This is a genomic window from Streptomyces sp. NPDC005281 (assembly GCF_040607495.1).
Taxonomy (GTDB): domain Bacteria; phylum Actinomycetota; class Actinomycetes; order Streptomycetales; family Streptomycetaceae; genus Streptomyces.
Window position 1 is genome coordinate 71,126 of sequence record NZ_JBEXGX010000019.1, and the last position, 18,222, is coordinate 89,347.

At 72.4% G+C, this 18,222-nt stretch carries 19 protein-coding genes; 9 read left to right on the forward strand and 10 right to left on the reverse strand.

The window, feature by feature from the left end:
• Positions 1 to 86: 86 nt before the first annotated feature.
• From ABZV42_RS25675 to ABZV42_RS25685, 3 genes are all read right to left on the reverse strand, one after another.
• Positions 87 to 1,460 carry a hypothetical protein gene (locus tag ABZV42_RS25675; protein WP_355988047.1) on the reverse strand — a complete coding sequence of 458 codons (1,374 nt, stop codon included), beginning with the start codon at positions 1,458 to 1,460 and terminating at the stop codon, positions 87 to 89.
• On the reverse strand, positions 1,457 to 2,995 hold the full coding sequence (pelF, locus tag ABZV42_RS25680; protein WP_356053726.1) for a GT4 family glycosyltransferase PelF: 1,539 nt from the start codon (positions 2,993 to 2,995) through the stop codon (positions 1,457 to 1,459). Before pelF ends, ABZV42_RS25675 begins: the two co-directional genes overlap by 4 nt.
• 86 nt (positions 2,996 to 3,081) lie before the next feature.
• Complete coding sequence (locus ABZV42_RS25685; protein ID WP_355988045.1) at positions 3,082 to 3,204, reverse strand: hypothetical protein; 123 nt, start codon at positions 3,202 to 3,204, stop codon at positions 3,082 to 3,084.
• Positions 3,205 to 3,825: 621 nt separating this feature from the next.
• On the opposite strand from ABZV42_RS25685, the gene ABZV42_RS25690 reads away from it, so the two are divergent.
• Positions 3,826 to 4,173, forward strand: a complete 348-nt coding sequence (locus tag ABZV42_RS25690; protein ID WP_355988043.1) for a PRC-barrel domain-containing protein — start codon at positions 3,826 to 3,828, stop codon at positions 4,171 to 4,173.
• 516 nt (positions 4,174 to 4,689) lie between these two features.
• Entirely contained in the window at positions 4,690 to 5,931 is a 1,242-nt protein-coding gene (locus tag ABZV42_RS25695; protein ID WP_355988042.1) for an NAD(P)/FAD-dependent oxidoreductase, read from the forward strand.
• Between the two features lie 133 nt (positions 5,932 to 6,064).
• Here the strand turns inward: ABZV42_RS25695 and ABZV42_RS25700 are convergent, their stop codons facing one another.
• Complete coding sequence (locus ABZV42_RS25700) at positions 6,065 to 8,413, reverse strand: SpoIIE family protein phosphatase (protein WP_355988040.1); 2,349 nt, start codon at positions 8,411 to 8,413, stop codon at positions 6,065 to 6,067.
• A 223-nt stretch (positions 8,414 to 8,636) separates the two neighbouring features.
• The gene (locus ABZV42_RS25705; RefSeq protein ID WP_355988038.1) at positions 8,637 to 9,323 is read right to left on the reverse strand and encodes a TetR/AcrR family transcriptional regulator; all 687 of its coding nucleotides are present in this window, start codon (positions 9,321 to 9,323) and stop codon (positions 8,637 to 8,639) included.
• A 90-nt stretch (positions 9,324 to 9,413) separates the two neighbouring features.
• Here ABZV42_RS25705 and ABZV42_RS25710 point away from each other — a divergent pair, with 90 nt between their 5' ends.
• Positions 9,414 to 10,103: a methyltransferase domain-containing protein gene (locus tag ABZV42_RS25710; RefSeq protein WP_356053728.1), complete on the forward strand. Its 690-nt coding sequence runs from the start codon at positions 9,414 to 9,416 to the stop codon at positions 10,101 to 10,103.
• 173 nt (positions 10,104 to 10,276) lie between these two features.
• On the opposite strand, the gene ABZV42_RS25715 is transcribed toward ABZV42_RS25710, so the two are convergent.
• Genes ABZV42_RS25715 through ABZV42_RS25730 form a run of 4 tightly spaced genes read right to left on the reverse strand, consistent with a single transcriptional unit; the run spans position 10,277 to position 13,135 of the window.
• Positions 10,277 to 10,471 (reverse strand): hypothetical protein, encoded by a 195-nt coding sequence (locus ABZV42_RS25715; RefSeq protein WP_355988034.1) that lies wholly within the window; start codon positions 10,469 to 10,471, stop codon positions 10,277 to 10,279.
• Entirely contained in the window at positions 10,471 to 10,896 is a 426-nt protein-coding gene (locus ABZV42_RS25720; protein WP_355988032.1) for a hypothetical protein, read from the reverse strand. The genes ABZV42_RS25715 and ABZV42_RS25720 overlap by 1 nt, the downstream gene beginning before the upstream one ends.
• Before the next feature lie 47 nt (positions 10,897 to 10,943).
• Positions 10,944 to 12,434, reverse strand: coding sequence for a HAMP domain-containing sensor histidine kinase (locus ABZV42_RS25725; protein ID WP_355988030.1), 1,491 nt, complete (start codon positions 12,432 to 12,434; stop codon positions 10,944 to 10,946).
• Positions 12,431 to 13,135: a response regulator transcription factor gene (locus ABZV42_RS25730; RefSeq protein WP_355988073.1), complete on the reverse strand. Its 705-nt coding sequence runs from the start codon at positions 13,133 to 13,135 to the stop codon at positions 12,431 to 12,433. The genes ABZV42_RS25725 and ABZV42_RS25730 overlap by 4 nt, the downstream gene beginning before the upstream one ends.
• A gap of 231 nt (positions 13,136 to 13,366) precedes the next feature.
• Here ABZV42_RS25730 and ABZV42_RS25735 point away from each other — a divergent pair, with 231 nt between their 5' ends.
• Both ABZV42_RS25735 and ABZV42_RS25740 read left to right on the forward strand, forming a co-directional pair.
• A complete protein-coding gene (locus ABZV42_RS25735; RefSeq protein WP_355988028.1) occupies positions 13,367 to 14,254 on the forward strand; it encodes a hypothetical protein in 888 nt (295 codons plus the stop codon).
• A 287-nt stretch (positions 14,255 to 14,541) separates the two neighbouring features.
• A complete protein-coding gene (locus ABZV42_RS25740; RefSeq protein ID WP_355988026.1) occupies positions 14,542 to 15,222 on the forward strand; it encodes a DUF4232 domain-containing protein in 681 nt (226 codons plus the stop codon).
• Between the two features lie 354 nt (positions 15,223 to 15,576).
• Here the strand turns inward: ABZV42_RS25740 and ABZV42_RS25745 are convergent, their stop codons facing one another.
• Positions 15,577 to 16,269: a class I SAM-dependent methyltransferase gene (locus tag ABZV42_RS25745; RefSeq protein WP_355988024.1), complete on the reverse strand. Its 693-nt coding sequence runs from the start codon at positions 16,267 to 16,269 to the stop codon at positions 15,577 to 15,579.
• 267 nt (positions 16,270 to 16,536) lie between these two features.
• Here ABZV42_RS25745 and ABZV42_RS25750 point away from each other — a divergent pair, with 267 nt between their 5' ends.
• The 4 genes from ABZV42_RS25750 to ykgO all read left to right on the forward strand — a co-directional run bounded on the left by ABZV42_RS25750 (position 16,537) and on the right by ykgO (position 17,930).
• Positions 16,537 to 17,130 (forward strand): TetR/AcrR family transcriptional regulator, encoded by a 594-nt coding sequence (locus ABZV42_RS25750; RefSeq protein ID WP_355988022.1) that lies wholly within the window; start codon positions 16,537 to 16,539, stop codon positions 17,128 to 17,130.
• A gap of 133 nt (positions 17,131 to 17,263) precedes the next feature.
• Entirely contained in the window at positions 17,264 to 17,428 is a 165-nt protein-coding gene (gene rpmG / locus ABZV42_RS25755; RefSeq protein WP_355988020.1) for a 50S ribosomal protein L33, read from the forward strand.
• A gap of 77 nt (positions 17,429 to 17,505) precedes the next feature.
• Positions 17,506 to 17,766: a type B 50S ribosomal protein L31 gene (locus ABZV42_RS25760; protein WP_355988018.1), complete on the forward strand. Its 261-nt coding sequence runs from the start codon at positions 17,506 to 17,508 to the stop codon at positions 17,764 to 17,766.
• 41 nt (positions 17,767 to 17,807) lie between these two features.
• Positions 17,808 to 17,930, forward strand: coding sequence for a type B 50S ribosomal protein L36 (gene ykgO / locus ABZV42_RS25765; protein ID WP_355988016.1), 123 nt, complete (start codon positions 17,808 to 17,810; stop codon positions 17,928 to 17,930).
• Positions 17,931 to 18,222 lie beyond the last annotated feature (292 nt).

An 18,222-nucleotide genomic window follows, 5' to 3' on the forward strand; every position in this document is an offset into this window, starting at 1 on the left:
CTCATGCTTTGGTTCATGTGACGGGTGAAGCGGACGGAGGCACGGTGGCCCTCCGGACTCGTCCGGGCGGGCTGTGCGGCGGTGGTTCAGGCGTGCGGCGCCGGTCGTCCCAGCAGCCGCACGGCGCAGGCCGTGAGACACAGGCAGGCCGTGCCGCAGGACAGCGTCAGGACGACGGCGCCCGGCAGGGAACGGAGCGCCACTGCCGAGGCGGCACCGCAGGCCGCCGTGAGGCAGACCGCGGCCGGCTGCCAGGCCGCCCCGAAGGCCTGGAGCAGCAGAGCGGTCCACAGCGTGGCCGCGAGCAGCAACAGCGGGGCCGGCTCCGCGCCGGTGAGCAGGGCGGCGGGCAGCAGCGGGAGCACGTAGGACAGCAGGCAGAGACCGAGGACGCCGGTCGAACGCAGCAGGAAGGCGGCCGGAGTCGCCGTCGCCCGCAGCGCGGACACGGACATCCCGCGATACCGGTACAGCAGCCACTCCGCCGGTCCCATGCTCACGGTCAGCGCGATCACGGCGTACGGATGCTGCCGGCCCTCCAGCAGCACCAGCACCCCGGCGGACAGCCCGAACACGCCGTACGGCAGCGACTGCAGCGGCGACGGACGGGCACTGCCGGTGGCCGGGGGCGTTCCGCGGGTGGCCCGCAGCGCCCACCCGGCCGCGGCGACCGCGCCGAGCACGGACAGCAGCGGCAGGGCGACGCGCGGCACGGTCCCGGGATCCCACCACGGCAGTGCCGCCGTGCCCGCGATCAGCGGGGTGAGCGCGGCCAGCAGCAGCCGCTCCCCGCCCAGCACGAGCAGCACCCCGGCCGCCGCGAGATACATCGACTGGGCCGCGGCGACCCCGATCGCGGTGTCCGAGCCGGCGAACAGCGCGCCGGATCCCGTCGCGGCGAGCGCGCCGAGCGGTGCCCCCTTCAGCAGGGTCAGGCCCGCCTCGCGGCGGCCTGTGGTCATGCGGAGGTAGGCGCGGTGCCCGAGCGCCTGGCCCCACGCCCAGGAGGCGAGTCCGGCCACCACCAGGACGTCGAGATCCCGGCCCGCGTGCCACAGCTTCCCGGTCAGCAGATAGGCGAGGCCCGGCACGGCGAACAGCGCCCCGCGCAGCCCGCAGCGCACATGGTCCGGGCGCCACGGGTTGTCCGGTCGCGGCGGCTCGGGAAAGGTGCGCGGCACCCGCTCGTACAGCGCGGAGGCGAGCGAGAAGAGGTTCGGATGCCCGTACCGCTCCTGGATGATCTCGGCGGTCAGCCCCTCCGACTCCAGCAGGGCCGCCACCTCGTACGGGTGAACGGCCGGGCCGATGCCCTCCGCCAGCTCGGCGGCGAGCCGGTCGACCGCGTCCCGGTCCGCGCCGGGTCCGGGAGCGGACCGGGCGGGCGAACGGTCGGCGAGCCGCAGGGACAGCGTGTCGTCACCCGTGCCGCCGGGTTCCAGCGCCATCGGACCGCTCATCCGGCCAGGCTCCTCGACTTGGACGCGGCCGCCCGGCCACCCGGTACCGCGAGCGGGGCGCAGGCCGCCCCGGCATCGCTCGGGACGATCCGGCCGAGCGTCGACAGTTCCAGGTAGATGGTCCGGAACGTGTCGACGGTCTGCCGCAGGGTGAACTGCTCGATGACGCGCAGCCGTGCGGCCTCGCCCATCGAGGCGCGCCGCCGGGGGTCACCGAGCAGTTCGAGCGCCGCAGCGGCCATGGCGCCCGGGTCGCGTGGCGGGACGACGAGGCCGCTGTCGCCGACGGCCTCGCGCACCCCGCCCACGTCCGTGGACACGGTCGCCCGCCCGCACGACATGGCCTCGATCAGGGTGAACGGGAATCCCTCGCTGATGCTGGAGAGCATCACGACGTTGCCCGCCGCGTAGGCGTCCTTGATGTCGTCCACCCGGCCCTCGAAGGTGACCGCGTCGGCCTGCCCCAGCTCGGCGGCCAGTGCCTCGCAGCGTTCGCGGTAGGCCTCGCCGCCGCGCGGTGTGCCGCCGAACAACCGCAGTCGCGCGTCCGGGTGCCGGGCCCGTACGAGAGCGAACGCCCGGATCAGGGTCTCCAGGTCCTTGATCGGATCGACGCGTCCGGCCCAGCTCAGCGTCGGGCGCTCCGGCTCAGGACCGGCCGGCGGGAACGAGGCCGGGTCCACGCCGTTGTAGACCGTACGGATCGAGCCGGGTGCGGCACCGCCCTGCTCCTCCCACAGCCGGTTGTAGCGATTGCCCGGGGTGATCAGGGCCGCGCGCCGGTACGTCTCCTCCGCCAGCAGCCGGAAGAAGCCCAGCACGACCGCCTTGACCGGCCAGCGGTACGGGGCGGTGCGGTAGCCGAGGTAGCGCTCGCGCAGATAGACGCCGTGCTCGGTCAGCAGCAGCGGGACGCCGTGCCGTTCTAGCGCGGCCAGGCCCGGCAACGCGGCGACGCCGCCGCTGACCGCGTGCGCCACCCCGTGCTCGGGCAGCGGTGCGGTCAGCGGGCGCAGCGCGTGTTCCAGCAGAGCGGTCGCGGTGATGGCGTCGTGCAGGGTGGGCCGGGCCTCGCGGACGGCCAGCCCCGGGCGGTTCCACACCCCGGTCAGCACGCTGATCGCGCGGTCGCCGCGCAGGAAGGGACTCAGTGTCCCGTCCTGCGCGGCCCGTGCCATCGCGTACAGCGCGCCGGCGAACCGGTCCTCGGCGCAGGGGTCGAGCAGAGCGGTCAGGAACTGTTCGTAGGCGGTGACGAGTTGCCTGCGGCGCCGCCCGCGCGGAGGGCGGCCGTCGGGCGCGGGCCCCCACATGGGGACCGCGACGATGTCCGTGACCTGCGCGGGGATGTCCCACACGAGCGGTTCACGTCCGGTGCCGGTCACGGCGATGACGTCGAAGTCGATGTCGGGCATGCCGTCGACGAGTTGGTCGCACCAGACACTCACGCCACCGTGGCTGTGCGGGTAGGTGCCTTCGGTGAGCAGGGTGACGCGCGTCGCGTTGAGGCGGCGCGCGCCGCGGGGAACGTGCATGGATGTGTGCTCCACGGCCGAGATTGGGGTGGTCGGGCCCGTCCCGGCCCGCATGGAGCGGCCGGGACCTTCGGTCGGTGCGCGGCTCAGTTGTCCGGGCTGTGGGCGGTCCGCTCGGTGACGGCCGCCGGCATGCGGGTGCCTGCTGAGCCGAACAGGTCGATGAGCACGCCGACGGCGAGCACGGTCGTGCGAATGGTCCGCTTCATGCGGTGAAGTCCCCTCCCCGGGCAGGGGTGAGTACCGCTCGCATGGAGCGGCCACCCCCTGACGCGACGCCACAGCCCCCCTCAGACGTGGTCGTCACGCGTTCGTCGCGTCACATAGTGGTGTCTCTGTGGAGCTTTCGTGCGCCTGATGCGATACATGACGGAAAAGTGCGTAACTCGAAAGAGTGATCACCGGACGATGGCGCGGAGGTGCGGTCATCACTCTGGGGTGCCGAGTGATTACTCGGCGAAACGTTACTGTGCTTGCCCGGACCCGGCTCCGGCCGGATCCGGGGCGCTTCGGTCCGCCCGGTCCTGGCGTCAGTGGTCCAGACCGCGACGAGTTTCGGCTGAACCATCGGTTTCAGGACACGCCGGACCGGATCTGTGAAGAACCTGTGTGACGCCGTGGGGGTCCGGAGGAACGGTGGCGACCCCGCCGGCGAACGCGGGCAATTTCCGGTGAGGGGGTGTCAACGGGCCGGAAGGGGACACCCGTCGGTCTTCAGCGGAAAGCGCGCCGAGAAAAGGGGTGACCGCAATCCGGTCATCGAATGGAGCGCCCGTGAATCCCATTCACAGGCGCGGCGCGCATCCGCGGACGAGTTGGAGGATTTCTTCGTGAACGAGAACCTTTGGGGTTACGGCCCGACCAGCGGGTACACGCCCGACGCCGATCTCTCCGGCTACCGGGTGGAGGCGGCCGACGGCCACATCGGCAAGGTCGACAAGCACTCCGGCGAGGTCGGTTCTCAGTACATCGTCGTCGACACCGGCGTCTGGATCTTCGGCAAGGAGGTCCTGCTGCCCGCCGGAACGATCACAGCGATCAGTCACGAGGACAAGACGATCCAGGTCGCCCAGACCAAGGACCAGATCAAGTCGGCACCGGAATTCGACAAGGAAAAGCACCTCGGGGATCCGCACTACCGTGACCAGCTCGGCGGCCACTACGGCTCCGGCCACTGACACGACGCCGGCCGCCGGTGCCCCCTTTTTTCGGGTGGCACCGGCGGTTTTCGTCGTCTCCGGGCGCCGTAAAAGAACGGACACAGGGGACCCCGGCTGGACGGGGGAGACCAGCCGGGGCCGCTTACCTGGTGTGCGGAGGCCGCTCCGCTTCACATACGGGTAACAGTGGGCCATACCGATCTATTCCGCCTCCGCACTCCTTGGAGTCCCTGGAGTCCTCGCAATCCCTGGAGTCCCAGGAGTGCCCACGGCCTCTGAAGAACCCCTGGCCCCCAGTGTGCCTGGCGCCCCCGGAGTCCCTGAAGTCCCTGGAAAGATCAGCGCCCTGCGATGCGGCCCTCCGGGCGCGCGGTGCGGTCCCCACCGGCGTGGCCCCGCATCCGCCCGGCCCGCCCGGCGGGAAGATCGGTCCAGGAGGGCGCGTGCGACGGCGCGGGGCCGTCGGCCCGTGCCCGGACCACCACGCGCGCCCGCCGGCGCGCGGACGGACCGGCTGCTCGGAGGATGGTTCCCATGACCGCGAAGAGTGGTGTGCCCGATGTCCTGATCGTCGGCGGGGGGCTCGCCGGACTGGCGTGCGCCCGCGATCTCGCCGGGTACGGCCTCGGGGTGCGGCTCCTGGAGGCCTCGGACGAGGTGGGCGGCCGGATGCGCTCCGACCCCCACGAGGGCTTCGTCGTCGACCGCGGCTTCCAGGTCTTCAACACCTCCTACCCGCAGGTCAGGCGTCGGATGACCCTGCGCGACCTGCGGCTGCGGCCCTTCACGCCCGGCGTCGTCGTGCACACGGAGGACGGGCCGATGCGCTTCGAGGATCCGACCCGAGGGCGCAGGCGGCTGGGCGACCTGCTCCCGGGGCGCCTCGCGGGAACCCGTGACCTGATCGCGCTGGCCGCCCTGTCCGGCCGGGACATGCTCGCTCCCGCCTCATGGCTCAAGCGCGGCGAGGACCGTACGACCCGTACCGCGCTCGCGGCGGCCGGATTCTCCGAGGAGTTCGTCGAGCGGTTCTTCCGGCCCTTCCTGTCCGGTGTCTTCCTGGAGGACCAGCTGGAGACCTCCGGCCGGGTGTTCCATCTCGTCTGGCGCAGCATGCTGCGCGGCACCCTGTGTCTGCCCGGCGCCGGCATCGGGGCGGTGCCGCGCCTGCTGGCCGACGGGCTGCCCCCGGACGCCGTACGTCTCGGCACCCATGTCACGCGGCTCACGGACGACGGGGTCGAGCTGGAGGCCGGCGGTGAACTCGCCGCGCGGGCCGTGGTCGTCGCCACCGGACCGGGGCCCGCCGCCCGCCTGCTGCCCGGGCTCGGCCTTCCGGCCTACCGGGTCGTGACGACGTACTACCACGCCGCGACCCGTTCTCCGCTGGCCGAACCCGTCCTGCTGACGGACACGAGGCGGCGTTTCCTCAACACCTGCGTCCTGAGCGAAGTGGTCCGCGGCTACGCCCCGCCCGGGATGTCGCTGATCGCCACCTCGGTCCTCGGGCACGACCAGGAGGGCCGGGAGACCTGGCTGCGCGACGCGCTCGCCGAGGTGTACGGAACCGACACCGCTAGCTGGGACCTGCTGACGGTCCGTACCGTTCCGGACGCCCTGCCCGCGATGCCGCCCCCGCAGCCGCTGAGCCTGTCCGCTCGGGTGGCCCCGGGCCGCTATGTGTGCGGAGACCACCGGGCCACGGGCTCGGTCCAGGGCGCGCTGGCATCGGGGGCCCGCGCGGCGCGCGAGGTCGCGGCCGACCTGGCACGGTAGACGCGGCACCCTGGATTCCCCTCCGCAGCCGCAGCCGCAGCCGCAGCCGCAGCCGTGCCGGCACCACCACCCGCAGCCGTTGCGCGGCCGTCTCTGCGCCCCCTCGGCCCCTTCAGGAGACCGTCTCGGGGCTCTACGGCAGTGTCTGTTCCGTCCAGATCGTCTTGCCCTCCGCGGAGTAGCGGATGCCCCAGTTGTGGCTCATCTGCGCGCAGATGAACAGTCCGCGTCCGCCCTCGTCCGCTGTACGGGCGTGGCGCAGGCGCGGAGCCGCTCCGCCCGAGTCGTCGACCTCGCAGGTGAGCGTGGCGTCCTTGACGAGTCGCAACCGGATCGGTGGCGCTCCGTACCGCAGGGCGTTGGTCACCAGTTCGCTGACGATCAACTCGGTGGCGTAGGCGGTCTCTTCGCTCACCCGCCACTTCCGGAGCCGGTCCTTGGCGTGGTGGCGCGCCTGCGCGGCCGCCGTGGGCTCGAAGTCCAGGTGCCAGGTGGCGACCTGGTCCGGCGGAAAGGCCCGGATGCGGGCCAGCAGCAGAATGACGTCGTGACGGCCCGCCGTGTCGCGCAGCCGGTAGAGAACGTCGTCCCTCACTTCGCCGAGAGGGCGGTCCAGCCGGGTCAGCGCCTCCCGCAGCGGGTCCGCCCGGTCCCGGTCCGTCCCGTCGGGGACCGGGAACGACGTGGTGCGCAGTGCGATGACGCTGCCGTCCCGCACGGGTACGGAGGTGGCGGCGAAGGGAGGTCCGTCCCGGCTGCCCAGCAGGGGACCCGTCGGGACCTGCGGGACGTGAACCACCCCGCCGGGGTGGGCCACGACGGGCGCGGGATGGCCGGCGGAGGCCATGACGCAGGTTTCGTGCAGGGGGTCGTGGACCGCGTAGACGCAGCTGGCCCTGAGCGGCTGCCGGCGCAGTGGATCGCTCGACGGCAGGGCCGACCGTTCGTGGGCGAGCCGTACGACCGCGTCGTTGAGTCGGGCGAGCAGTTCGTCGGGCTCCAGGTCGAGCGCCGCCAGCGAATGGACCACCGTCCGGAGCTGGCCCATGGCGGTCGCGGCGTCGATGCCGCTTCCGCTGACCTCGCCGATCGCCAGTGCGGTACGAGCCCCGGGCAGGCCGAACGCGTCGTACCAGGTACCGGCTCCGGCGTCGGCCGGGACGTGCAGCGGAGCGAATTCCATGGCCGTCTGGGAGGCGGGCTCGGGTGGCAGCAGATGGTGTTGCAGCGCCGCCGCGATCGTGTGTTCGCGGGTGTAGCGGCGGGCGTTGTCGAGGCTCAGCGCGGTGTGCGCGGCCAGTTCGGCGGTGACGGCGAGATCGTTCTCGTCGAAGGCGTCGTGCGCTCGTACGCGATAGAGGCTCAGCAGTCCGAGTACGGCGCCCCGCAGCGCCAAGGGGGCGGTGAGCAGCATGCGGGCGCCTGAGGCGCGGATGGCGCGGGCCCGCTCCGGATCGGCGTCCAGCCAGGGGGTGGTGCTGTCCAGGGTGACGGCTCGCGGTCTGAGATCGGTGAGCACCTGCGAGTACGGCGTGGGCGAGGGCACGGCTCTCACGTCGCCCACGGGATGGGCCTGCGCCCTCTCGGCGGGTCCTTCGATACGGAAGGCCGCCCGGCGCAGCGGGACGTCGCGCCCGAGGGGGCTGAGCGGAGGGTTCTCGCCCCGCACCACCGCGTCGACCACCTCGACCACCGCGATGTCGGCGAAGCCGGGAACGAGGGCGTCCACCAGCTCCTGGCAGGTCGTGACGACGTCCAGGCTGCGGCCCACCCGCTCGCGTACCGAACCGAGCGCGGCCAGCCGCCTTTCGCTCCGCATGGACTCCGTGACGTCGGTCATGGAGAGGACCACGCCGCGACCGTTCCTCAGCGGGAACGCCGAGACGTTCGCGAAGCGCTCCCGCGACGAACCGTCGACCGGGTCGAGCCGCACGGCGTAGTCGGTGACGGGCTTGCCGTCCGCGAGGACGCTTCGCAGGAGACCCTCGAATTCCTGCGGACGAGCGGGACGGCATACTTCGCCGACCGGCCGGTCGAGAGCCTTGTCCGTCGGGACGCCGCACAGCGCGCCGGCCGCTTCGTTGACGCTGAGGACGCGCAGCGCGGGGTCGAGGACGAGGAACGCCTCGTGGGTGTTGGCGTGCAGGATGTCGAAGACCGCGGTCGGTGTGTCGCGAAGGACGGCGCCCGGGCCCGCCTCGAAGACGCCCCAGGCGACCGCGCCGTCGGAGAGCGGCACCACCTGGACACGGAGGTCGACGGGCTCTCCGTCGACGTCGTGGATGACCAGGGGGCCGGATCCGGGGTCCGTGTCCGGTCCTGAGCCGCCGCCGGGGTCCCCGATGTCGGCCGTGACCAGGGCGAGGGCCGTTCGGCCCACCGCCTCGGAGTCCGAGCGCAGCCAGATCTCGCGTGCTCTGCGGCTCCACCGGACGACGACTCCCGCGCCGTCGACGACCATCAGCGGAGTGGCGGCAGTCACCGGAAATCACCTCTGCTGTGCGTCCGGCCGGGCGTCCCCGCTGTCATGGGACGACTTCGGCGGCTGGATCACCGGAGGATGACATGCCGAGTGACATGCCCTTGTTGTTCCTTTTGGTCCACAAAACCATAATTCTACGGCTCGGCGGAGCCGCAAGGCGATGCGGCCGGGAGGGTGCCACGATGCGGACCCTGAAGCGGCGTACCGGCAGGGGTCCTTCGTGTCAGGCGCCGGGCGGCGGATCGCCGGCCGGGGGTTCGGGGGCGCGCTCGGAGCTCGTGGGGAGCAGTGACCGTAGGGCCATGTCCGTCAACCGGGCCTCCAGGGCGGCCCGGTCCGGCATCACCGCGCTGCGCAGCGGACGTCCGGCGAGCAGCGAGATCAGCCACCAGGCGGCGGTGTCGGCGCTGATGTCCTCGCGGATGTCGCCGGCCCTCTGGCCGCGCCGCAGCAGGCCCGCGAGGGCTTCGGCGAAATTCCGGTGAACGGTCCGGGCGGCCTCGCCCAGGGCCGGATCGTGGGCCAGGGCCGCCGCGTCCGCGAAGAGGAACCCGTGGGCGCCGCGCTGGTGGAAGCGGTCCAGGTGGGCCGGGTCCAGGAAGGCGGCCAGTACGTCGGGGACCGGGCGCCCGGTGTCCGCGGCCTCGGTCAGGAGTGCGGTGACCGCCGTGGTCACGTGGTCGAGGGTCGCCTGGTAGAGCGCGGACTTTGACCCGAAGTTCTGGAAGACCACCGGTTCCGTGACCCCGACGCGCCGGGCGATGTCGGAGACCTTGCCGCGTTCGTAGCCGGTCTCGGAGAAGACCTCGGTGGCCGCATCCAGGATCGAGGCGCGCCGTTCGGCGGCCGGCATCCGGGTGCGGGTACGGGGCTTGCCCGGGTGGGCGGGGGTCTTCTCGGTGCCGGTCACAGGGGTCATCGTAGGCGGTTGCGCACTTTCTTAGTTGCGACTAAGTTAGCAACGTACTTAGTCGCAACTAAGTTAAGGAGGGTGGCCGATATGTCCATCGGGCGCCTCATGCAGGGAAAGCCGCACGCCGACACCCCAGGAGCGACGATCGGAGCCCCGCGCGCCTACGAACTGTGCGGCGCGTTGTGCTTCGCGGGCCGGCGGAGCCGCGCCTTCTCCCGGCTGGCCGCGCTGAGCGGGGCCGAGAGCGGGGACCGCGTGCTGGACGTGGGCTGCGGCACCGGGTATCTGACTCGGCGCATGGCCGCCGCCGTCGGACCCGGAGGAACGGTGACGGGCGTGGACCCGTCGCCCTCGGTGCTCGCCTACGCACGACGCAGGAACCGGGCCGGGCGGGGCGCCGTGTGCACCTACCGGGAAGGGGTCGCCGAGAACCTCGCCTTCCCGGACGGGTCGTTCGACACCGTCGTCACCAGCCTGATGCTGCACCACCTGCCGGAAGAACTGCGGCTGGCCGCCCTCCGGGAGATGTGGCGCGTCCTGCGGCCGGGCGGGCGCCTGCTGGTCGTCGAGTTCCGGCCGCCGCGGAGTGCCGTCGGGCGCCATCTGGTGCACGGCGGCCTGGGCCACGCCATGTCCCGCAACCGGACGGACCTGCTGGACGGACTGATCACCGGCGCGGGCTTCGGGATCCGGGGGAGTGGCGACGTCCGACCGTGGCTGACGTACGTCCAGGCCGTACGCCCGATGTCCAAGGAGCCATCGGAACAGCCGGGTTAGGACTTCCGGGGGCTCCCGTCGCCGGACCGCGCGGCCGGCCGGCCTCACCCCCGGACGCCCCGGCGGCGTGAACTCCCGCACGCTGTCGGGGCGTTCGAGGGGAAGCAGCCACCGATTCCGCAGTCGCCGGGGCGGACCGGTCCCTCCACGCGCGAACGCCGCGTGCCACGGCGTCAGTCGTGGGCCATGTCCGACTCGGCCGAACTCGCCGCGGACTCCGCGCCGTCGACCATTTTCTGGAGATGGGCGACATCCGTGGCGGCCGGGCCGGGGGACGCGGGAGCGTTCCCGGTGTCACCGGAGCCGCCGCACGCGGTCAGGAGCAGCGCGGTCACGGTGAGCGCCAGCGCCAGACGTCCGGCGCGCATCAGGAGCCGGCTCCGTTGTCGTTGCTCGCGCACCACTTCTCGACGGACGCCAGGTCCTTCTTGCGGCTCTCCAGGGTCGGGACGAGTGAACGCCGGAAGGTGAGCCGGTTGTCGAGATAGGTCTCGATCTGCGTGTGCCCGGCGGACTTGGCGTTGGCCACCCGCTGTTCCAGCCTGGCGATGGAACCGCGCTGCGAGGCGTCCCCGTTCAGCCGGCCGAGGATGCGGTCGATCCTCTGGTCGATCTTCGGGGCGCGCTTGCAGAGCGCCTTCGCGCCGTCACCCGTCGGCGCGCCGGACGGGTGCGTCCCGGTGCCGGCGGCGGACGCGACGCCCGCGGCGGCGAGCAGCGCGCCCGCCGCCACCAGCGAGACGACGGTCGTCCTGGCCTTGGACGCGCCCGGCTTCCTCGATGTCCTCGACATGCTGAACTCCTCCTCGTTCCGGTGCGGTTGCCCGCACGTCCGGCACGTTAGGAGTCCTCTTTGTGGAATTCTTGTGGCCGGACACCGGCGGTCGTGATCACCCAGTTGCGCTGCGCGGGGAGCGTCGCCGCCGTACCGGCCCCGCCGCCCAGGAGCGGGAGCACGACCTCGATCCTGGTCCCCGTTCCGGCCGGCGGTTCGAGAACACGGACACGGCCGCGGTGCAGGTCGATCTGCTGGGCGACCAGGGTGAGCCCGAGGCCCGACCCAGGACTGTCCGGGCGGCGCTCGAAGCGTTCGAAGACCGCGGCACGCCGCTCGGGCGCGATACCCGGCCCCCGGTCGTCGACGAACAGGACGGCGTGATCGCCGTTCGCGCGCAGCGTGATCTCGATGTGGGCCGGGCGTCCACCGGCGCATCCGCCGTGCACCAGCGCGTTGGCGAGGAGATTGTCGAGCACCGTGCGCAGTCCCGGCTCCCAGCCGTGGACCCGCAGCCCCGGAGGCCAGTCGCCGGTGATGTGCGCGAGCGGATGGCGCCGCCGCTGCTCCTGGACGCTCGCCTCGACCACGTCCGCGAGGTCCACCGGGCCGAACGCGTCCGCCTCGACCAGGTCACCGCGGCCGAGCTCGCGCAGCATGACCAACAGGCCCAGCAGCCGCGCGTGTTCGCGGCGCAGATCGTCGAGCACCTCGTCCCGGTCGGGAGCCGGGAGGGCCGGATGCTCGGTGAGGATCTCCAGATTGGTCTGCATGCTCATGAGCGGGGTGCGCAGTTCGTGCGCGGCGGCCGAGGCGAACGAACGGGCGGTGGCGAGCGCTTCCTCGGTTCTCGCCGCCTGTTCGTCGTAGCGGCTCAGCACCGTCTGGAGGGTGCGGGCCAGATCGTCGACCTCGGCGATCCGGGCCGGCACGTGGTCGAGGCGCGCGGAGGTCGTCCGCGGGTCAAGACCGCTCGCACTGTCCCGCAGCCGCCGCAGCGGACGGCTCGCACGCCCAGCCACGGCACCGGCCAGCAGCCCCGACAGCGGCGCGGCGAGCAGCGCCACAGTCACCACGCGCCTTCGCACCAGCCGCAGTTGGGTGTCGGCGGCGGTGTCGGGTGCGAAGAGCCAGAGCGTGCCGCGCACCCCGGGACGGGTACCGGACACCTGCTTGGACAGGACCCGCCAGGAGACCCCGCCGGCTCGCAGCGTGACCGGTACCCGCGCGCTCGCGGGAAGCGCCGCCCCCTGGTCCGGCTGCGGGCCGCCGGTGAACGTCTCCGACGGACCGATCAGCCGTACGCCGACGTCCAGAGCGGAGGTGAACAGCCGCCTCTCACGGGTCCGTTCGACCGCCGCCGACCGGTCGGCGGCACTCGCGCGCAGCAGCCCGCGGGCGTCCTTCGCCACGGCCGCCGCGCTCCGGCGCAGGTGTGCGTCCTGCTGGTCGTGCAGATCCGTCGCGACCAGCCGCAGCAGCAGCCAGCCGGTGGCCAGCACGAGGACCGGCACGGTCGCCCCGACCGCCAGAGCGATGCGGGTGGACAGCCTCATCGTCCGGCCTCCGGCCCGTCGTCGCGCAGCACGAACCCCACGCCCCGGACGGTGTGGATGATCCGGGCCCGGCCCGCCGCCTCCAGCTTGCGCCGCAGATAGCTCACGAAGGTGTCCACCGCGTCGGTGCGCACATCGAAGTCGTACCCCCAGACCCGGTCGAGGAGCTGATCACGGCCGAGCACGATGCCCGTGTTGCGCGCCAGGACGTGCAGCAGCTCGAACTCCCTCCGGGTCAGCTCCAGTTGCCGCCCGTCCAGGCTGACCGTGCGAGCCGTGGGATCCAGCGACAGCCCGCCCACCCGTACGGTGTCGGTGTCTCTCGGCGGCCGTCGCCGCAGCAGCGCCTGGAGCCGGAGCACCAGTTCCTGAAGGGCGAACGGCTTCACCAGGTAGTCGTCCCCACCGGCCTGAAGCCCCGCGATCCGGTCGGCGGTCTCGTCGAGCGCCGAGAGCATCAGGACCGGTACGTCGTTGTCCTCCTCGCGCAGCGTCCGGCACACGTCGATCCCGCTGAGACCCGGCATCGAGATGTCCAGCACGATCGCGTCCGGCGGGGTCCGCCGGGCGATGTCCAGCGCGGGCTGGCCGTCGTCGGCGAGATCCACGGTGAAACCGCCCAGCCGCAGTCCGCGTTCGAGTGACCGTCGTATCGCCGCGTCGTCGTCGACGACGAGAACCCGGCCCCGGTCTCCGCCCATCACCACACCCCAGTTCGGAGGAACGGGCCGGTCGGGCCGGCCCGTCTCGTCGCCCATGGTGCACCAGCGGCTCGGCCCGCGGACGCGCGCCGTCCACCCACGTGACGCTGTGGCCAGGAACGATCCGGTAACGAAGGACTTCGCGGCGGGTGAAGGAATGCGCACGCGGCGTAATGTCCCGCACTGCCCGGGTGCTCGTGGGGGGTAGCCCGGTGTGGGGAGGGGAGTGTCATGGCTGCCATGACGCGGGTTCGAAGCATGCCCGGAATCGTCCGGGGCCGGCTGGTCACGACGGTCTGTGCGGGTCTCCTGTGCGTGTCCCTGGCCGGCTGCGGTCATGGCGGCACGGCGACGGCCGGCGGCTCGACGGCCTCCGCAGACACCTTGGCTTCCGCACCGCCTTCGTCCGCGCCCCCGCCCTCGCCCGAGCCGACGCCCTCGGCCAGCGAGGTACCGACTCCGACGCCGGCACCGACCACGGAGGCGGCCACGACGGCCGCTGCCCAGGACACGGTGCCGGTCGGCGGGTCGGGCGCGTCGGCCCTGTGGGGCAAGGCGTACACCGGGACCGCGAGCATCTCGGTCGACGTCTACGACCACTGCTCCACCGACGGATCGCGGCACCTGGCGGGCAGCCAGACCTACTCCATGAACAGCACGCTCGACCTGGGCAGGCCGCAGACCGGCGGCGACCAGACCGAGAGCAATCCGTTCTCGATGCTCTTCGCGGCGGGCTATCCCTCCCAGGCCGGCGCGGTGTCCTTCAGGTCCTCGTCGGTCAGTACCGTCTCCAGCCAGGACCTGGCGGGCAACTACCGGGACCCGAATCTCCTGCTGACCTACTGGGACATCGGCTGGTCCGGCGGCGAACTGAACGCCAGGCTGACCGACCCGCACGACCGCGAAGCAGTCGTCCTGAACCTGCTCAACTGGCCCGGCCTGCTCGTCGCCTGCCGCTCCGACATGGGCCAGCTGCCCGGCGGCTTCCCGCACGCGCTGGCCGCGGGTACGACGTTCAGGGGCCGGCTGGACGGCTCGGGGGCGTCACTGACCGCCGAGGGCAGCACCACCGACGGCGTGGTCGCATTCAAGTTCACGTTCTCCGGCACGGCCTCGTGACGCCGTTGCCTCCGCCCCGGCGGTCGGCACACCGCACATAGGCGCGGAGTCTGCCGCCGACTTGGGGAATCGACTGGAAGCCGTTGTACGAACCGGCGGCCCCGGGAATCCGTGGCCGCCGCGTCACCGTCGTGTCACAGGGTTGTGCGCACGTGAACCGCGGAAGCCGTCCGGCGATCTGTAGCGACGAGTGCCGGTGAACGACCGGCACCCGAACATCGCAATCGGGGGACTTCATGCAGTACGGGACGTATTTCGGGCCGCGTGCCCGCGGAGCCGCTCTGGCCATGGCTGCCATGTCGGCGGCCACACTTCTCATGACCGCCTGCCAGCCGGGCCCGGACACCGCCGGTTCCACGGCTTCGCCGTCGGGCGGCACCGCGTCGAAGCCGGCGGCCTCGTCCCCCGCTTCCCCGAAGCCCGCCACGCCGTCCGCCGGGACGGGAGCCTCGGCCAAGCCCGCGGGCGACTCCACCACCAAGGCCCCGGCCTCGGTCCCCGCCACCGCGACACCGGCGACCAAGACGAAGACGTGCGCCGCGGAGTCCCTGAAGGCGTTCATGTACCAGGCCGACGTACGGCCCGCGGGCACCGGAACCGGCGCCGCGATCGTCGAGTTCACCAACATGTCCGGAGCGGCCTGTGCCCTCCAGGGGTATCCGACCGTGGCGGGGGCGGCCAACGGCAGCCCGGAGAAGAACCACCCGCTGACCGTGACCCGGACGGGCTCGTCGTCCAAGGTGCTGCTCGCGCCGGCCGCGAAGGCATGGATCAAGATGACGTTCGTCCAGGTCCAGGGCGAGGCCGACGGCTACTGCGTGTCCGGGTCCACTCCGGTCACGTACCCGACCCTGGTGGTGGGGCTGCCCGGGAGCGGAGCGAACCAACTCGCCCTGGAGGACGGCGTGCTGGCCGAGTGCGACAACAAGGTGACGGTCACCGCCGTCACCGCGACGAAGCCTTCCTGAACGTCACCGGCGCGCTGTCACCACCGTCGGCCGGGGCCGTGGCCAGGGCCGGGGAGAGGTGGCGACGGCGCACCGGGAGCGGAAGGCCGCCGACGGCCCGGCGCCGCTGCGTCGAGAGGGTCAGCCGCTGGGCCGAAAGGGTCAGCAGGGGAGGTGTCGGGCGAGGCAGTCCGTAGGCCGACGGAGCGGAGTCCTGCCGCTCACGGCCCTGCGGGCGGCGGCGCGCGACACCTTCCCCGTCGGACCTATGGACCAGGCTCTTCCCGGACCTGTGGAACCGTCCCGGGCGCGATCACACCGAAGTGGGGCGTGCCGGCGTGGGCCGTGGAACAGCCTCCGGAGAAGGCAAGAGGCCTACGCGGTCCTCAGTGCGGTGACCGCCACCGTCGCGTAGGGCATCGTGAAGCGGCCTCCCAGCGCGTCGACGGCGGCGCCCACCTCCTCGAGCACGGGTGCCAGCGCGTCGGCGGGGAGCCGGGTCAGGGCGCCCTGGGTCGGCATCACATCGAGCCACGCCTCCCGGGTGTAGGTCCACTCCCAGGTGAAGCTCCACTCCACCGCTTCGTCGAAGCCGCCCGCCGCGCGGATCTGGTCGGCTGTCTTCACGAGCATCGGCCGATACACGTCCACGGCCGGTCTCGACATGACCTCGAAGTCGAACGGGGAGTCGGGAATCGCCCTCCGGCAGGCCGCGGCGGTGGCCCGCCCCACCTCGGCCGGCAGCTGGAACACGTTCCAGAACGCGGCGAACCGCCCGCCAGGCCGCAGCACCCGCTTCACCGCGGCGGCCCCGGCGACCGGATCGACCCAGTGCCAGGACTGGGCGGCGACGACCGCGTCGACATCGCGCCCGGCCGGATCCCAGGCCTCGAACCTCGCCACCTCCACCTCGGTGCCGAGACGCCGGGCCGTCTCCGCCATGCGAGCGTCGGGATCGATGCCGAGGACCGTGCAGCCCGCGGCCTGGAACTGCCGGGCGGCGATCCCGGTGCCGCAGCCGACGTCCAGGACGTCGGGGCCGGGGATGCCGGCGAGGGTCCGCTCCACCAGGGCTTCTGGATAACGCGGCCGTGCCCGGTCGGAGCGTTCGGCGTCGGAGCCGAACGACTCCGCCGCCTGCCGGTACTCGTGCGGTCCCTCGCGGGGGGACGCGATCCCCCTGACGGTAGAGTGGGCATGTGCCCACTATGAGTGGGCACATGCCCACTCGTCAACGAGTGTGCGTTCACCGGGTCGGCACGCGCCCACCCGGTGCCGGTGAGCAGACCCGCGGGGAGACCCGGGAGCGGGCCCGCACGGAAGGGCTGATGCATCATGCCGACCGGGGTGGCCCTGAGCGACGCCCGCGAGCAGCTCTTCGGAGCCGCGGAACGCGTCCTGCTGCGGGACGGGCCCAACGCACTGACCAGCCGCGCGGTCACCGAGGAGGCGGGCTGCGCCAAGGGTGTCCTGCACCGGCACTTCGCCGACTTCGACACCTTCCTCGCCGAGCTCGTACGGGACCGGATCGCCCGGCTCGACGTCCAGGCCGCCGCCCTGCGTGAGTCCGCCGGAACCGGCGCCGTCGTCGGCAACCTCACGGCCGCGCTGGGCGATGTCCTCGGGCCGCTGGCGTTGCGCATCCTCGGGCTGGTCGTGGCCCGGGACGCGCTGCGCGCACGGCTGCGGGTCACCACCCCGGCCGGCCTTCCGCTGCTGACCGAGGCGGCCGCCATGATCGGTTCCTATCTCCGCTCCGAGCGGGAACTCGGCCGCATCGCTCCGGACGCGGACGTCGACACGCTGGCGCTCACACTGATCGGGACCGGTCACCTGCTGTTCGCGGGCCGCGAGGACACCCCGCCCGATCCGGAAGTCCTCCGCCGGACGGTGAGCTCGGTCGTGGCCGGGGTGGTGCGCGGGGTGTAGTCGCGTCGAGCGGCGGTCCGGGCGCCGTGCCGGAGGTCCGGGAATGCGGACACCGGGCTCGCTGTTACAGCTCACGTAACTGATTGGCATGCGCTAGTCAATGGCTTGCGCATGGTGGGCGAAGGAGGGCCTCATGGCACGCAGCACCGCGCGTCCCGTCGTCACGCTGAAGTCGACGGCCGGGACCGGTGTCACGTATGTGACGCGCAAGAACCGCGGAAACGACCCCGACCGGCTCGTGCTGCGCAAGTACGACCCGCTGGCGGGCCGGCACGTCGCGTTCCGGGAGGAGCGCTGACCGTACGCCGGGTACACCAGGCGGACGTAACCGCCGTATCCGCGGACGCACCCGCCGCAACCGAGGAGGGAAACCGTATGAGGCCCGACATTCACCCCGAATCCCGTCCGGTCGTCTTCCGGGACCGTGCCGCAGGCGTCGCGTTCCTCACGCGATCGACCGCGCACTCCGACAGGACGATCGAGTGGGAGGACGGCGCCGTCCATCCGGTCGTCGACGTGGAGATCTCGTCGGCGAGCCATCCGTTCTACACCGGGACCTCGCGGGTCCTGGACACCGCCGGCCGGGTGGAGCGCTTCGAGCGCCGCTACGGCCGCACGGCGTCGAACCGGCACTGACCGCCGGAGCGCGCCGAATCCGGCAGGAGGAGGACAGAGCCATGAAGGTACGCAAGTCACTGCGTTCGCTGAAGGCCAGGCCCGGGGCCCAGGTGGTCCGCAGGCGCGGCGTGGTCTTCGTAGTGAACAAGAAGAACCCGCGTTTCAAGGCCCGCCAGGGCTGACGGCACGTCGGGCGCGGCATCCGGTCCGGTCGACGTAACCTCGTCGGCCGGACCGGCCGCATGTAGGGCGTTCGCTGTCGCTCGATCGCTGCCGCTCGTCCACGGCCCCGTCATGACTCCGTCCGAGGCGGGGTCGGTGAACGGGGGTGTGTCCCGGGTGCCGGGTACGGTCCAGGCGTCGGTTACGGCCCGGACGTGGGTGTGCCCCGGGTGCCGGGTCCGGCCCGGGTACCAGGTACGGCCCGGGTGTCGGGCACGGCCCCGGGTGTCGGGTACGGCCCGGGTATCTTCG